This is a genomic window from Streptomyces hamibioticus (assembly GCF_047946815.1).
Lineage (GTDB): Bacteria > Actinomycetota > Actinomycetes > Streptomycetales > Streptomycetaceae > Streptomyces.
On record NZ_JBKKQY010000001.1, the window covers coordinates 5,301,541 to 5,314,222 of the forward strand.

General features: G+C 72.6%; 13 protein-coding genes. 8 read left to right on the forward strand and 5 right to left on the reverse strand.

The features are described 5' to 3' along the window. Positions 1 to 85: 85 nt before the first annotated feature. Positions 86 to 1,291, reverse strand: a complete 1,206-nt coding sequence (gene fasR, locus ACLGIH_RS23925; RefSeq protein WP_416527325.1) for a fatty acid biosynthesis transcriptional regulator FasR — start codon at positions 1,289 to 1,291, stop codon at positions 86 to 88. 59 nt (positions 1,292 to 1,350) lie between these two features. Here fasR and ACLGIH_RS23930 point away from each other — a divergent pair, with 59 nt between their 5' ends. Further along, entirely contained in the window at positions 1,351 to 2,007 is a 657-nt protein-coding gene (locus ACLGIH_RS23930; protein ID WP_416527326.1) for a pirin family protein, read from the forward strand. Here the strand turns inward: ACLGIH_RS23930 and ACLGIH_RS23935 are convergent. After that, positions 2,004 to 2,822, reverse strand: a complete 819-nt coding sequence (locus ACLGIH_RS23935; RefSeq protein WP_416527327.1) for a serine hydrolase domain-containing protein — start codon at positions 2,820 to 2,822, stop codon at positions 2,004 to 2,006. The genes ACLGIH_RS23930 and ACLGIH_RS23935 overlap by 4 nt on opposite strands. A 106-nt stretch (positions 2,823 to 2,928) precedes the next feature. Here ACLGIH_RS23935 and ACLGIH_RS23940 point away from each other — a divergent pair, with 106 nt between their 5' ends. After that, positions 2,929 to 3,393 carry a MerR family transcriptional regulator gene (locus ACLGIH_RS23940; protein ID WP_416527328.1) on the forward strand — a complete coding sequence of 155 codons (465 nt, stop codon included), beginning with the start codon at positions 2,929 to 2,931 and terminating at the stop codon, positions 3,391 to 3,393. Continuing rightward, positions 3,390 to 4,403: an aldo/keto reductase gene (locus tag ACLGIH_RS23945; protein ID WP_416527329.1), complete on the forward strand. Its 1,014-nt coding sequence runs from the start codon at positions 3,390 to 3,392 to the stop codon at positions 4,401 to 4,403. Before ACLGIH_RS23940 ends, ACLGIH_RS23945 begins: the two co-directional genes overlap by 4 nt. Before the next feature lie 56 nt (positions 4,404 to 4,459). On the opposite strand, the gene ACLGIH_RS23950 is transcribed toward ACLGIH_RS23945, so the two are convergent. Together ACLGIH_RS23950 and ACLGIH_RS23955 are read right to left on the reverse strand one after the other, a co-directional pair. After that, the gene (locus ACLGIH_RS23950) at positions 4,460 to 4,798 is read right to left on the reverse strand and encodes a small hydrophobic protein (protein WP_416527330.1); all 339 of its coding nucleotides are present in this window, start codon (positions 4,796 to 4,798) and stop codon (positions 4,460 to 4,462) included. Positions 4,799 to 5,024: 226 nt separating this feature from the next. Beyond that, positions 5,025 to 6,641, reverse strand: coding sequence for a DHA2 family efflux MFS transporter permease subunit (locus ACLGIH_RS23955; protein WP_416527331.1), 1,617 nt, complete (start codon positions 6,639 to 6,641; stop codon positions 5,025 to 5,027). Between the two features lie 122 nt (positions 6,642 to 6,763). Here ACLGIH_RS23955 and ACLGIH_RS23960 point away from each other — a divergent pair, with 122 nt between their 5' ends. The 3 genes from ACLGIH_RS23960 to ACLGIH_RS23970 all read left to right on the forward strand — a co-directional run bounded on the left by ACLGIH_RS23960 (position 6,764) and on the right by ACLGIH_RS23970 (position 9,681). After that, positions 6,764 to 7,447 carry a TetR family transcriptional regulator gene (locus tag ACLGIH_RS23960; protein WP_416527332.1) on the forward strand — a complete coding sequence of 228 codons (684 nt, stop codon included), beginning with the start codon at positions 6,764 to 6,766 and terminating at the stop codon, positions 7,445 to 7,447. 65 nt (positions 7,448 to 7,512) lie between these two features. Beyond that, positions 7,513 to 8,751: an alpha/beta hydrolase gene (locus ACLGIH_RS23965; protein ID WP_416527333.1), complete on the forward strand. Its 1,239-nt coding sequence runs from the start codon at positions 7,513 to 7,515 to the stop codon at positions 8,749 to 8,751. Positions 8,752 to 8,817: 66 nt separating this feature from the next. Continuing rightward, positions 8,818 to 9,681 (forward strand): DUF4429 domain-containing protein, encoded by an 864-nt coding sequence (locus ACLGIH_RS23970; protein WP_416527334.1) that lies wholly within the window; start codon positions 8,818 to 8,820, stop codon positions 9,679 to 9,681. 40 nt (positions 9,682 to 9,721) lie between these two features. Here ACLGIH_RS23970 and ACLGIH_RS23975 read toward each other — a convergent pair whose 3' ends face one another. Then, entirely contained in the window at positions 9,722 to 10,684 is a 963-nt protein-coding gene (locus ACLGIH_RS23975; protein ID WP_416527335.1) for an SDR family NAD(P)-dependent oxidoreductase, read from the reverse strand. Between the two features lie 132 nt (positions 10,685 to 10,816). On the opposite strand from ACLGIH_RS23975, the gene ACLGIH_RS23980 reads away from it, so the two are divergent. Together ACLGIH_RS23980 and ACLGIH_RS23985 are read left to right on the forward strand one after the other, a co-directional pair. Next, positions 10,817 to 12,010 (forward strand): sensor histidine kinase, encoded by a 1,194-nt coding sequence (locus ACLGIH_RS23980; RefSeq protein WP_416527336.1) that lies wholly within the window; start codon positions 10,817 to 10,819, stop codon positions 12,008 to 12,010. Beyond that, on the forward strand, positions 12,007 to 12,660 hold the full coding sequence (locus tag ACLGIH_RS23985) for a response regulator (protein ID WP_416527337.1): 654 nt from the start codon (positions 12,007 to 12,009) through the stop codon (positions 12,658 to 12,660). The genes ACLGIH_RS23980 and ACLGIH_RS23985 overlap by 4 nt, the downstream gene beginning before the upstream one ends. Positions 12,661 to 12,682: the final 22 nt, after the last annotated feature.

Genomic DNA, 12,682 nt, shown 5'->3' on the forward strand with positions numbered 1-12,682 from the left:
ACACTCTCTCTTGGGGACGGCCACGGCCGCCCGTGGGGACAGGGACGAAGAACACGAGGGCGTTTTGTGGGCCCCCGACAAAAGCCTAGAGTTGCGGATCTCCATCGGCCAGACGCCCCAGGATCAGCGCGATTCGCAGGGTGAACGCAGACCGTACATCAGACGGCGACCACCCGGTGACGTCAGTCACACGTCGGAGCCGGTAGCGCACGGTGTTGGGGTGAACGAACAGCATCCGCGCGGCGCCCTCCAGGCTGCTGGCCTGTTCCAGATAGACGCTGAGCGTCTCCAGCAGCGCGGCCCCGGCCTCCTCCAGCGGTCTGTAGATCTCCTCCACCAGCTGTTCGCGCGCCGAGGGGTCTCCGGCGATCGCGCGCTCCGGCAGCAGATCGTCCGCCAGCACCGGGCGCGGGGCGTCCTGCCAGGCGGAACACGCCTTGAGCCCGGCCGCGGCGGCCTGCGCGGACCGGGTCGCGGTCAGCAGGTCCGGCACCACCGGCCCGGCCACCACCGGCCCCTGCGCGAACGGCCCGATCAGCGACTTGGCGACGGCCAGCGGGTTGTCGCTGCCGCCCGCGATGACGACCAGCCGGTCGCCCAGCACCCCGGTCAGCACCTGGAGCTTGGCGTGCCGGGCCGCGCGCCGTATGGCCTCCACCGTCAGCTCGGAGTCCCCGTCGGGGGCCGTGCCCAGCACCACGCACACGTGCTCCGGCGAGTTCCAGCCCAGGGCCGCTGCCCGCGAGACGGCGCCCTCGTCGGCCTCCCCGCTGAGCACGGCGTTCACCACGAGGGACTCCAGCCGCGCGTCCCAGGCACCGCGTGCCTCGGCGGCCTGCGCGTACACCTGGGCGGTCGCGAAGGCGATCTCGCGGGCGTACACCAGCAGCGCCTCGCGCAGCACCGACTCGTCGCCGGGTGCGGCGACCTCGTCGATCGCGGACTCCATGACCTCGATGGTGGTGCGCACCATCTCCACGGTCTGGCGCAGCGTGATGGCCCGGGTCAGCTCGCGCGGGGCGGTGCCGAAGACGTCGGTGGAGATGGCCTGCGGGGCGTCGGGGCGCCGGAACCACTCCGTGAAGGCGGCGATGCCCGCCTGGGCGACCAGCCCGATCCAGGAACGGTTCTCCGGTGGCATGGCCCGGTACCAGGGCAGCGTCTCGTCCATCCGCGCGATCGCCTGCGCGGCGAGCGAGCCGGACGACCGCTCGAGCCGCTTCAGCGTCGCCGAGTGCGGGTGCAGGTCGCGCGGGACGGCCGGGTTCTTGCTGGATTCGGGTTCGGGCACGGGGACAAGACTGCCTTATCGGGACGGGCGCGCGCGCCGCCGGGTCTACGGTGGACGGCGTGATGGACGTACGGCGCGCCGACGAGCGCTATCCAGGGGGCGACCCGGCGGCCGGGATCGAGACGTGGCACGCCTTCTCCTTCGGGCCCCACTACGACCCCGGCAACCTGCGCTTCGGCGCGCTCATCGCCTGCAACGAGGAGCGGCTCGCACCCGGCGCCGGGTTCGACGAGCACCCGCACAGCCACACCGAGATCCTCACGTGGGTCGTCGAGGGTGAGCTGACCCACCGGGACACCACCGGCCACGAGACGGTGGTCCGCGCCGGCGACGTGCAGCGGCTCAGCGCGGCGTCCGGCGTCCGTCACGTCGAGCGCAACGACGGCGCGGCCCCGCTGACCTTCGTGCAGATGTGGCTGGCCCCGCGCGAACCGGGCGGCGAGCCGTGCTACGAGATCGTCCACGGCATCGCCGACGCCACGCCGTACGCCGTCCCCGAGGCCGGCGCGATACTGCACGTACGGCGGCTGGCGGCGGGGGAGCGGACGGCGGTGCCGGACGCGCGGTACGTGTACGTCCACGTCGTCCGCGGCGGCGTGCTGCTGGACGGCACGGAGCTGCGCCCCGGGGACGCGGCGCGCATCACCGGGGCACGGGGCCTGGAGGCGGAGGGGGCGACGGCGACGGAGCTGCTCCTGTGGGAGATGACCGGCTAGCGGGCCTCGGCCAGCACGGCGTCCGTGAACGCCGGCCACGCCTCGGTCGCCCAGGGGCCGAAGGCCCGGTCGGTCAGCGCCACGGCGGCGAGGCGCGCGTCGGGGTCGATCCACAGGAACGTGCCGGACTGCCCGAAGTGCCCGAAGGTGCGCGGGGAGGAGGCGGATCCGGTCCAGTGCGGGGCCTTGCCGTCGCGGATCTCGAAGCCGAGACCCCAGTCGTTGGGGTTCTGGTGGCCGTAGCCCGGCAGGACGCCCTTGGTGCCCGGGTACTGCACGGTCATCGCGTCGGCGACCGTCCGCGGGTCCAGCAGCCGCGGCGCCTGCACCTCGGCCGCGAACCGCAGCAGGTCCTCCACCGTCGACACCCCGTCCTTCGCCGGGGAGCCGTCGAGCGAGGTGGCCGTCATGCCCAGCGGCTCCAGCACCGCCTGCCGCAGATACTCGGCGAACGGGATGTCGGCCGCCTTCGCGATGTGATCGCCGAGCTGCTCGAAACCGGCGTTGGAATACAGGCGGCGGTCACCGGGCGGGGCGGTCACCCGGTGCTCGTCGAAGGCCAGCCCGGAGGTGTGGGCGAGCAGATGCCGGACCGTCGATCCGGGCGGCCCGGCGGGCTCGTCCAGCTCGACGGCGCCCTCCTCGTACGCGACGAGCGCCGCGTAGGCCGCCAGCGGCTTGGTGACCGAGGCCAGCGGGAAGCGCTGTCCGACGGGGCCGTGGGTGCCCAGGACCGTGCCGTCGGCGCGTACGACGCCCGCCGCGGCGGTGGGGACCGGCCAGTTCTCGATCGACGCGAGGCTCTTCAAGGACATGCCTGCGAGCCTAAGCGACGCGGGTCCCGGCCCTTCGGCCGCGTCCTGGCACTTCTCACCGAATCCGCTTGCTTGGAGCGCACTCCAAGGTCCTAGCGTTGAGGTCATGACGGTGACGGAGAGCACGGCCGCCCAGACCGACAGCTGTGCCGGACCGCCTCGGCGGGACCGGCGGCCGGACGGGCAGGACAAGTACACGATCAGCGAAGTCGCCGCTCTCACCGGCCTGACGACGCACACCCTGCGCTGGTACGAGCGGATCGGCCTGATGCCGCACATCGACCGGTCGCACACCGGGCAGCGCCGCTACCGCAACCGCGACCTCGACTGGCTCGACCTCGTCGGCAAGCTCCGGCTGACCGGCATGCCCGTCGCGGACATGGTGCGCTACGCCGAACTCGTCCGCGAGGGCGACCACACCTACCCCGAGCGCTTCGAGCTGCTGAAGGCGACCCGTCAGGACGTGCTCGCCAGGATCACCGAACTCCAGGGCACGCTCGCCGTGCTCGACCGGAAGCTCACCTTCTATGCGGACGCCGGGCGCGCCCTGGCGTCGGAGAGGTCCCGATGACGGACGGCAGGATCACGACGGTACGGCTGGGCGCGGGCGGGCCCGAGGTGGGTGTCCAGGGCCTGGGCTGCATGGGCATGAGCTTCGCCTACGGCCCCGCGGACGCCGGCACGTCCCGGGCGACCCTGGAACGGGCGCTGGAGCTGGGCGTCACGCTGTACGACACGGCGGACGTCTACGGGCTCGGGGAGAACGAGAAGTTCCTCGCGCCCTTCCTCCGGGCGCACCGCGACGAGCTGGTGCTCGCCACCAAGTTCGGCCTCTCCCTGAACGACGCCGACCCGGCGAAGCGCATCATCCGCAACGACCCGCCCTACATCCGCAGGTGCGTCGAGGCGAGCCTGAAGCGGCTCGGCGTCGAGGTGATCGACCTCTACTACATGCACCGGCGCGACGTGGACGTGCCGATCGAGGAGACCGTCGGCACCATGGCCGAGCTGGTGCGCGAGGGCAAGGTCAAGCACCTGGGGCTGAGCGAGGTCACGGCGGAGGAGCTGCGGGCCGCGCATGCCGTGCACCCGATCGCGGCCGTGCAGTCGGAGTGGTCGCTGTTCAGCCGGGACATCGAGGCGCACGTCGTACCGGCGGCCCGTGAGCTGGGCGCCGCCCTGGTGGCGTACTCACCGCTCGGCCGGGGCTTCCTCACCGGCTCCGTCATCGGCACCGACGGGCTCACCGCCGACGACTTCCGCCACCGGCAGCCCCGTTTCCAGGGCGAGAACGCGCGGGCGAACGCGGCCCTGCTGGACCCCGTCCGCACGGTCGCCGAGGCCCACGGCGCCACCCTCGGCCAGATCGCCCTGGCCTGGGCCCAGCAGCGGACGGCGGTGCACGGCCTGCCCGTCGTCCCCATCCCCGGCACGAGGAAGCCGCACCGGGTGGAGGAGAACACGGCGGCGACGCGGATCGTCCTGACGGACGGCCAGCTGGCCGCGCTGGACCCGATCGCCGAGAACGTGTCGGGCGACCGCTACGCGGACATGGCGTTCACGTCGGCGGGGAGGGAATGAGCGGCGCCCCCCGGCGGCCGGGGGGCGCAGCGCGCCCAGGGGCGCGGAGGGCGGGGTCAGAGCATGCCGTTGCCCACCGGGCCCGCCCCGGCCAGCCAGATCAGGGCCAGGAGGGTGTCGATGGCGCCCAGGACCACGGCGACCAGGGCCGGGACATTGCGAGAGCCGGCCCAGGTGCGGCCCATGGACAGCCAGCCGCAGGCCATCGCCACGGGGCCCAGCAGGATCCCCAGGACGAAGAAGCCGGCGACCGCGCAGACGACTCCGACGACTCCGAGCGTCGCGCGATCCGGTGCTCCTTTGCTGCTGAACGCCTGGGGGCGCCCCCATCGTGGCCCCGTCCGGCCGCGTGAGCGGGGGTGCTTGCGCGTTCCTTGGCCGAAGCTCGCCATCATCAACTCCCCGAGGGATTCCTCGATTCGGGTTCGAAGTGCGAGTACCCCGGAGAACGCCGAAAAGGCTGCCTGCGCGCTGCCCCCCTCCAGCAGCGCGCCGCAGCCGACCGTCCTCCGTGCCCTGCGGAGGACTTGACCCACTGTGACCTGAGACGCCCCCGGAGCGGGAGGGCCGGCCGGTCCTGTCACCCTGATAGGGGAGAACGCGAACCGGCCCGGCACACCGTCAGATGTGACCGACGCCCGCCCCCGCCTCCGCGTTCGCCCCCCGCTTGGTGAGGAACGCGACCAGCACCGCGACGACCGCCACTCCGGCCGCGACCAGCGACGCCAGGCTCATGCCGGACAGGAACGTGTCGTGGGCGACGTCCGTGATCTTCGCGGCGACCGCCGCCGGCGTGCCCTCGGGCACCGGGGCCACGCCGACCTGCACCGCCTCGGACGCCTGCGCCGCCTGCTCCGGCGTCAGCCGCGGCAGCCCCGCGTCCGCCCAGTTGCCCGCCAGGTCGTTGTCGACCTTGGAGGCCATCACGGCACCCAGCACCGCCGTGCCGAGGCTGCCGCCGATCTGCATGGCGGCCTGCTGGAGACCGCCCGCCACGCCCGACAGCTCCATCGGGGCGTTGCCGACGATGACCTCGGTGGCGCCGACCATGACCGGCGCGAGGCCGAGGCCCAGCACGGCGAACCACAGCGACATCAGGCCGCTGCCCGTCTCCTTCTCCAACGTGGACATGCCGTACATGGCGATCGCGGTGAGCGTCATGCCGCCGGCCAGCGGAATCCGCGGACCGACCTTCGTGATCATCGCGCCCGCCAGCGGAGAGCCGACGATCATCATGCCGGTGAGCGGCAGCAGGTGCAGACCGGCGTCGACCGGGCTCATGCCGTGCACGTTCTGCAGGTAGAAGGTGACGAAGAACAGGCCGCCCATGAAGGCGATGGCCATCAGGACCATCAGCACGACACCCGCCGACAGCGGCACCGACCGGAACAGCGCCAGCGGGATCAGGGGCTCCCTCACCCGCTGCTCCCAGAGGCCGAAGAGCAGGAAGCCGACCACCGAGGCGCCGATGAACAGCCAGGTCTTGCCGTCGCCCCAGCCCCACTCCGGCGCCTTGATGAGGGCCCAGACCAGGCAGAACATCGCGGCGGACAGCAGGGCGATGCCGAGCAGGTCGAAGGAGCGCGGCGCGTTCTTCGCGCGGCGGTCCAGCAGGATCCAGGCGCCGAGGGCGACCGCCAGGACGCCGACCGGCACGTTGATGAAGAACACCGACTGCCAGTTGACGTGCTCGACCAGCACGCCGCCGAGGATCGGGCCGCCCGCGGTGGAGGCACCGATGACCATGCCCCAGATGCCGATCGCCATGTTGAGCTTCTCGGCCGGGAAGGTGGCCCGCAGCAGGCCCAGCGCGGCCGGCATCAGCAGCGCGCCGAACAGGCCCTGGAAGACGCGGAAGGTGATGACCATCGCGATGCTGTCCGACAGCCCGATGGCACCGGACGCGGCGGCGAAGCCGACGACGCCGATCAGGAAGGTCTGCCGGTGGCCGAAGCGGTCACCGAGCTTGCCCGCGGTGATGAGGGTGACCGCGAGGGCGAGGAAGTAGGCGTTGGTGATCCACTGCACCTGGGCGAAGGTGGCGCCCAGGTCCCGGGCGATGGCCGGGTTGGCGATGGCCACGATGGTGCCGTCCAGGGCCACCATCATGACCCCGACCGCGACGGTTATGAGGGTGAACCAGGGGTGGCCGCGCAGCCCCTTGGCCGGCGCCGCATCCGACGGGGTTGGTGCCTTGTCCCCCGGCCCCGCCGTGTCGATGGTGGTCTGACTAGTCATGTGTTCGAGGCTAATGACAGCCACTGACAGTTGACAAACCAATTCACTAGTCGGTAACTGACACGACATTCCCTATAGCCTGAACTGGGGGAACAGTTGGAGGACCGTCGAGGAGAACCCTTTTGAGCGCCCCTTTCAGCACGCCCGGCCCGACGGCGACGCCCGCACCGGGCCTGCGTGAACGCAAGAAGCAGCGCACCCGGGACGCGCTGCTGCGGGCCGCTCTCGAACTGTTCACCGAGCGGGGTTACGAGGAGACGACCGTCGACGACATCGCCGCGGCCGTGGACGTCTCGCAGCGCACCTTCTTCCGCTACTTCGCCAGCAAGGAGGAGGCGGCGTTCTTCGTCGCCCGGCTCGCGGAGGCCCGGTTCGTCGACGCCGTGCGCGGGCGCCCGCCCGGTGAGACGCCGTTCGAGGCGCTGCGCCAGGCGCTGGTGGAGAGCTGGGACGGCATCGGCGCGGCCATCGAGCAGCTCGTGCCGCTGGACCTGCACATGCGCTTCTACCGGGTGGTCGAGTCGACGCCCGCGCTGCTCGCCGCGCATCTGCGGCGCGCGACCGAGCTGGAGGAGGAGATCGCGCGCGTCGTCGCCGCCCGGGAGGGCCTCGACGTGGACGCCGACCCGCGGCCGCGCGTGCTCGTGGCCGTCTTCGGCTCGGTGATGCGGGTGACGGAACGCATCTGGTCGGCGGGCGACGACATCGGCCTCGCCGCGCTCCGCGACCTCACCACCACCTACCTCGACCAGGTGGGCCCGGCGCTGACCGGCAACTGGCGTAGCCCTGATCCCCGTATCACATGACCGAAACGTGATCCGCGTCACTTGGCTCACGCGAGACCCTCTCGTTCTCCTAGTGTGTCCTCCCAGTGACTTCCTTCGACACCTCCCCGCACCTGTTCGAGACGACCCCGCAGCTGAACGTGGGGCGTGCGCTGCTCGCTCTGGCCGTGGTGTTCGTGATGCTGGCCACCACCGGCTGGACGGCCCTGCGCGAGCAGCGGGTGACGCCGGCCCTCGAGGCCTCCGTCGCCGCCTGGGAGGACGGCCGGATCGGCGGACGCGATCTGCCGGACGCGCAGGCGGCCCCCGCCCGGCTGGCCCGCTTCTTCGCCTCGCTCACCGAGGGGCAGCGGGCCCAGCTGGCCCGCCGGTACCCCCTCGCGGTCGGCAACATGAACGGGGTCCCCGTCCGGCTGCGCTACCAGGCCAACAGACTGGCCCTGGGCGAGGCGCGCTCGGAGGAGCGAAAACGGATGCGCGACAGCCGCCTCACCCCGGCGGGGCAGCAGGAGGCCGGCTGGCGGATGCACCGCTACGAGTCGCTGCTGCGCCCCGGCCGCAACATCCTCGCCTTCGACCCGGCGGGCTCGGGCCGGGTCGCGGAGGTGTTCGGGAACCTGGACCGCGCCGAGCGCGTGTCCGTCGTCGTCCCCGGGACCGACACCGACCTGCTCACCTTCCAGCGCACCCACCGCCGCTACGCCGCACCGGTCGGCATGGCCAGGTCGCTGTACAAGGCCGAGCGCGAGACCAGCCCGGACACGCGTACGGCCGTGATCGCCTGGGCCGACTACACGGCACCCCGCGGGCTCGGCATGGACGCGGCCACCGCCACGCTCGCCGCGCACGGGGCCGTACGGCTGAACGGGCTGGTGCGCGCGCTGCCCGGCCGGGCGCCGGTCTCGCTGTTCTGCCACAGCTACGGCTCGGTGGTCTGCGGGCTCGCCGCCAGGGAACTGCCCACCCGGGTGACCGACATAGCGGTGGCCGGCAGCCCCGGCATGCGCGTCGAGAAGGCGTCCCAGCTGCGCACCTCGGCCCATGTGTGGGCGATGCGGGACGCCGACGACTGGATCCAGGACGTGCCGTACCTGGAGCTCGGCGGGCTGGGCCACGGAGCCGACCCGGTGTCGGCCGCGTTCGGGGCGCGGGTGCTGTCGGCGCAGGGCGCCGAGGGGCACAGCGGTTACTTCGTGCCGGGCACGCGGAGCCTGGCGAACTTCGCGGAGATCGGTGTTGGCGCGTACCGCGCGGTCGACTGCGCACGCGGAGACGAAGGCTGCCGGGCCGGTTTGTCCGCAGCGGCGGCGGCCGGACGCGCGTAGAGGCGAAGAAACCGCGGTCTGCGCGGGGAGGGGACGAAGCAGCTCGTGCCGCATACGATGAGCCGCATGGGTGACGTACTGGCCGGATTTCATGCCGCCTGGGAGTTCGAGTCCGACTCCGTGCTCATCCGTTACGAACGGGGGATTCGAACACCTAAGCTCTTCCAGGCCCTGGGGGAACGCCGCATACCCCTGGAGGCGATCGCCGGGGTGACGCTGACGCCGGGCAGACGGGGCACGGTCGTGCTCCGCGCCGAGCTGCGGCCCGGCGCCGATCCGCTGCTGGAGGCGGCGGCGGGGCAGCTGAAGGAGTCCAGCGACCCGTACCGGCTGGTGCTGCCGGCCGACAAGGGCACGCTCGCGGAGTACTACGCCGACGAGCTGCGCGCCCGGCTCACCGGGGACGGACCGGCCGAGCGGCATCTCGTGTCAGCCCCCGAGCCGCCGCTGCACTTCAAGGCGTACGACGGCAAGGCGTCCTTCGACGGGACCTCGGTGTCCTTCCGGTGGTTCTGGACGGGTGCGTCGTCGGCGAAGTGGAAGGCCGGCGACCAGACGTTCGCGGTCGCCGACCTCAGCGGGCTGGAGTGGCGGTCGCCGGAGGTGTTCGAGGGGTACCTGCGGTTGCAGTGCCGGGACGCGACCGGTCCGGCGCCCGCGCAGGCCGACCAGGACCCGGCGTCCGTGGTGTTCGGACTGGGGTACGGGGCGGTGCACGAGTCGTTGCCGTTCGCGGCGGCGGTGCTGGCCGCGCTGCGGCAGGCGGAGCCGGTCGCGGTGCCGGTCACGGTGCCGGTCACCGCGGGGCCCCGGCGGGACCCCGCGGACATCGCCGAGCGGATCCGGCATCTCGGGGAGCTGCATCAGGCGGGTCTGGTGACGGACGAGGAGTTCTCCTCCAAGAAGGCGGAGCTGCTGGCGGAGCTCTAGCGGCCGCCGGGCTCTGTTCCGCCCTCGTCGAGGGCCGGCCTCAGGTGCCGCTCGGCTGGATCATCCGCCGGCCCGCGGTGCTTCCGCCGTCCACCGTGACCGACGCACCCGTCATATAGGGGAAGTCGTCGGACGCGAGCCCGAGCACCGCGCGCGCGATCTCCTCGGCATCGGCCATCCGTTCGAGACCGTCGACGTTGAGCGGCCCCCACGCCCGCTTGTACCCGGCCCAATCCGCGTCCGGGATTCCGGGCGGGCGGACGAAGGGGGTGTCGGTGGTGCCCGGCAGCAGGGCGTTGAGCCTGATCCCCCTGGGTCCGTACGCGAGCGCCGCGGACTTCACCACGCCCTGCACCGCCCGCTTGCTCGCGGTGTACGCGGCGCCGTTCGGCCGCGCCTGTTCGGCCGCCGACGACGAGGTGCAGATGATGACGCCGCGCTGCGCCCTGAGCATGTGCGGGATCTCGTACTTGATGGCGAGGAACACACCCCGGGCGTTGGTGGCCTGGACGTCGTCCCACTCCTCGACGCTCATCTCATGGGGCGATTTGCCGCCGCCGATGCCGGCGTTGTTGAAGGCCACGTCGATGCCGCCGTAACGGCTCGCGACCCGGTCCACGAAGCTCTGCACCTGGGCGGCCACCCGGACGTCGGCCTGGATGTAGGTGGCTTCGCCGCCCGCGTCCCGGATCTCACGTTCCACCTGGCGCCCCAGCTCCGCTCGCCGGCCGCAGAATCCGACATGGGCGCCCTCCCCGGCGAACGCCTTCGCCGCCGCCCTGCCGATGCCCGATGTGGCACCCGTGATGAGCACCGATTTTCCCCGGAAGCGGCCGGCCCTGGTGCGGGACCCGGACGGGGCGCCGGCCGCTCGGGCGGTGGTGCCGAAGGCCGCGCTCGCCACGCCCAGGGCGGCGGCACCACCGAGCAGGGACCGCCGCCCCGGGGCCGCGGAACGCGCACTCGCGCCGCTACTGGTGTCCGTGTTCGCATGCGTATCCATGCCGAGCACACTGGCATCCCCTCCCGGGTGACCGGCTCCTTCCTCGGGCCGGACACCGCGGCCGGCCGGAGGAGTTGCCCTCCTCCCACGGCAGGACCCCGGGAGCACGGACGTCCGCCTATCGTGGGCCGCGTGAACCGATCCTGGATCGAGCTGGCGTTCGACCGGAGATTTGCCGTCATACGGGTCTTCGCGCTCGCCGGCGTACTGATCGGCGACGTCCTGCTGCGGCAGCGGCCGTCCGGAGCACAGGAGTGGGGCCTTGCCGCGGCCGGGCTCGTGCTGTGCCTGGCCGCGGGCAGGTGGGCGTTCGGCGCGCTCCTGGCGCAGTCGGCCCTGCTCGTGGTCGCACACGCGCTGGGCGCGAGCACCGTCTCCTCGCTGAAGGTACTGGCCGCCGTGACCCTCTTCGAGCTGGCGGTTCGGCAGTCCGGGCGCCGCCTGGCCGCGGGGACGACGGCACTGGCGCTCGCCGTCGCCGTGAACCGCATCGAGGACCTGCCCGGCGAACTTCTCCCGGTGCTCTACAAGATGGGCGTCGTCGCCGGCCTGCCACTGCTCCTGGGCGCGTACGTACGCGTGACCCGCGACGCCGCGGTGCACGCCCGTCAGCGCGCGGAACAGCAGGAACTCCGCGCCGGACAACAGCTGCTGGCCGCCCGCGCGGCGGAGCGCACCACCATCGCCCGCGAGCTGCACGACCTCGTCGCCCACCACGTCTCATCCATGGTGCTGCGCGTCGGTGTCGCCCGGCATGTCGTCGCCGCCACCGGCACCACCGATCCGCGGATCACCGAAGTCCTCGACGACCTGCACTCCAGTGCCGGCGCGGCACTGACCGACCTGCGCCGCCTGGTGGCCGTACTGCGCGCCCCGGACCGTACCGGTCCCGACACCGGCTCCCTGGTCTCGCCCGGGGCACTGCCGGCGGCGTTGGAGTCGGTGCTGGAACACAGCCGCCGGACGGGCCTGGCCGTCACCGCTCGGCTGGACCCCCGTGTCGCACGGCTCGACGCGGTACGTGGCCTCGCGGTCCTCCGCCTGACCCAGGAGGGCTTGGCCAACGCGGCCAAGCACGGCGGGCCCGGCACCCACGCCGAGCTGGCCGTGCGGATGGCCGATGGCGCCGTACACGTGACGATCCACGACGACGGGGCCGGAAGAACCCGGCCACCGGCCCCGGGCCCGTCCGGCCACGGCTTGACCGGCATGCGCGAACGCGTGGACCTGCTCGGCGGCCGGCTGGCCGCGGGCCCCGCGGCCCGGGGCTGGCGACTCACGGCCGAACTGCCCGCCCTCGCACCCGTCATGGAGCCCCAGCCGTGATCCGCATCCTCGTCGTCGACGACCAGCAACTCGTCCGCATGGGGCTGCGCATGCTCTTCGAGCAGGCTCAGGACATCGAGATCCAGGGCGAGGCGGACAACGGAGCGGAGGCGGTACGGCTGGCGGAACGCCTCACTCCCGACGTCGTCCTGATGGACCTGAGAATGCCCGGCATGGACGGCATCACGGCCACCCGCCGCATCCTGGCGGCACGCCCCGCCACCCGGGTCGTCGCCCTCACCACCTTCGACGACGACGACCATCTGTATCCGGTGCTCGCGGCCGGAGCCTGCGGTTTCCTCGTCAAGGACACCCCACCGGCCGAACTCCTGGCCGCCGTACGCCGGGCCGCCGACGGGGAGGCACCCTTCAGCCGGGACGTCCTCGGCCGCCTCGTCGCCCAGGCCCTCCACGCCCGCTCCTCCTCCGACGCCCCCGCGGACCCCCCGGTACCGGCCGTCACCCCGCGCGAGCGGGAGGTACTCGGCCTGCTCGGCCTGGGCCTGTCCAACAAGGAGATCGCCGACCGGCTGCATCTCGGGGTCACCACGGTGAAGACGCACGTGGCGAGCCTGATGGCGAAGACGGGCCGGGACAACCGCATCCGTCTCGCCGTGCTCGCGGTCCTCACCGGCACCACTCCGGACTGACCCGCCCCCGCTCCGGGAGGGC